Below are 1979 nucleotides of genomic sequence, written 5' to 3' on the forward strand. Positions count from 1 at the left end.
GGCGGCACCCAGGACCGGTCGACGTTCATGCTGTCGATCTACTCGTACGCGGAGGCGTTCTCACCGCCGCCGAAGTACGGCCTCGGCTCCGCCATCGCCGTGATCCTCACCGTGATCCTGCTCGTGGCGGCGGGCGCGGATCAGTGGTTCGCCTCGGTGGCACGACGTTCTGCCAAGGCCTGGCGCACCAGGGCCACTGTGGCGTCGGGCCGGCGTAGCACGTCGTCGGCGGTGAAGCGGAGCACGAGCCACCCGGCTGCGCGCAGCGCGTTCAGGCGAGCCACGTCACGGCGGAAGTGAGCCCGTTCGCGGTGGGGGTCGCCGTCGTACTCGACCGCGAGGCGGAGCGCCGGCCAGGCCAGGTCCACCCGGGCCACGAAGCGTCCGCCGGCGCGTACCTCGTGCTGGGCGGTGAGCGGGCCGAGGCCGGCGTCGAGCAGGAGCAGCCGCAGGCGAGTCTCCATCGGGGACTCGCTCAACGGCTCGGCCAGCGCCAGCACCTCGCGCAACAGCGGAGCGCCCGGCCAGCCCGGCCGGGCGGCGGCGTAGGCCCGCAGGGCGGGCAGCTTCACGGCCCGGCGACGCAGCAGCGCCTCGACGGCGACCAACGCCTCGGCGAGTGAGCCCTGCCGGCCCAGGTCGAACGCCGTGCGAAGGGGCGTGGTGACCGGCAGCCCGCCGACGAGGGTGCGGTCCCGCTCCGGCAGCGGTGACCGGACCAACCGCAACCGTGGGTGCGGTCGCAGCCGCGCAGCAGGCGGCAACAGTACTGTCACCGGCGCGTCGCGGCTGAGCACCTCCACGCCGAACAACCACGCGGCGCTGCGCCCCGCCAGCACGGCCCCCGGCGGCAGGCGCAACGCCACCGCCTCGCACCACATCCGGTGGTCGTCGGCGCGGTACCCGTCGCGGTGCACGTACACGTCCGGCAGCAGGCGGATCCAGGTCTGCCCGCGCAGCATCGTCCAGGTGAGTAGCCCTTCGGAGACGGCGTCGCTGCCCCGGAACGGCAGGACCGCCAGGCGGCGGGGAACACGGGCGGGAACGGACACCCAGGCAGCGTGTCGTGACGGGACGGTCACCCGCTGCCCCGATCCGGCGGACGGCTGGTTCCTGGGAAAAACCTCACCCGGGCTTCCGTACGGGCGGGAGGCGTCGTACGGTAGGCCGCAAGTGACCCACGGGAGCCCGGTGCGGACCGGGCTGAGAGGGGGGCTGGGAGCCCCCGACCGTCGAACCTGATCCGGGTAATGCCGGCGCAGGGAGGAGCGTTGCCGTGCTGTCCCTGGGACGACTGCATCTCATCACCGACACCCGGCCGGGGCGTGACCCGCTCGCCGTGCTGCGTGCCGCACTGCCCGTGGCGGGCGCCGACCTCGTCGTGCAGGTGCGCGTGGAGGACGACGCCACCGACCGGGAGGCGTACGAGCTGGCCCGGCTGGTGGTCGACGCCTGCCGGCCGTACGGCGCACAGTGCCTGGTCAACGACCGGCTGCACGTGGCGCTCGCGGTGGACGCCGCCGGTGGCCACGTCGGCGCGGACGACCTGCCGGTGCGTGCCGCGCGCCGGGTGCTCGGCCCGGACGCGGTGCTCGGCGCGACCGCCCGCGAACCGGTGACCGCCCGGGCCGCGGTGGACGCGGGCGCGAGCTACCTGGGCGTGGGCCCGTGCCACGTCACCACCACCAAGTCCGGCCTGCCGGAACCGATCGGCCCCGAGGGGATACGCGCGGTCGCCGAAGCGGTGACCGCGCCGGTGATCGCGATCGGCGGGGTGACCGCCGCGAGCGTGCCGGAGCTGCGGGCCGCCGGGGCGTACGGGGTGGCGGTGGTCGGCGCGCTCAGCGGGGCAGCCGATCCCGCGCACGCCACCGCCGAGCTGCTGCGGGCCCTGACGTGTTAACAGGGGGCCCTTCCTCTACCGGAGGCGTTAACAGGGGGCCCTTCCTTAACGACGTGGCGGTGGTGGGGAGCGGGCC

General features: G+C 74.8%; 2 protein-coding genes and 1 riboswitch. Of the genes, one reads left to right on the top strand and one right to left on the bottom strand.

Translation table 11 applies throughout. From position 1 onward, the window contains the following. Positions 1 to 140: 140 nt before the first annotated feature. On the bottom strand, positions 141 to 1052 hold the full coding sequence (locus BAW75_RS07635) for a DUF559 domain-containing protein (RefSeq protein ID WP_104113067.1): 912 nt from the start codon (positions 1050 to 1052) through the stop codon (positions 141 to 143). Between the two features lie 118 nt (positions 1053 to 1170). After that, positions 1171 to 1282, top strand: a riboswitch (TPP riboswitch). On the opposite strand from BAW75_RS07635, the gene thiE reads away from it, so the two are divergent. Then, entirely contained in the window at positions 1277 to 1903 is a 627-nt protein-coding gene (gene thiE, locus BAW75_RS07640; protein WP_104113068.1) for a thiamine phosphate synthase, read from the top strand. Its footprint overlaps the riboswitch before it by 6 nt. Positions 1904 to 1979 lie beyond the last annotated feature (76 nt).

Origin of the sequence: Micromonospora chalcea, from assembly GCF_002926165.1 — a bacterium.
GTDB lineage: Bacteria > Actinomycetota > Actinomycetes > Mycobacteriales > Micromonosporaceae > Micromonospora > Micromonospora chalcea.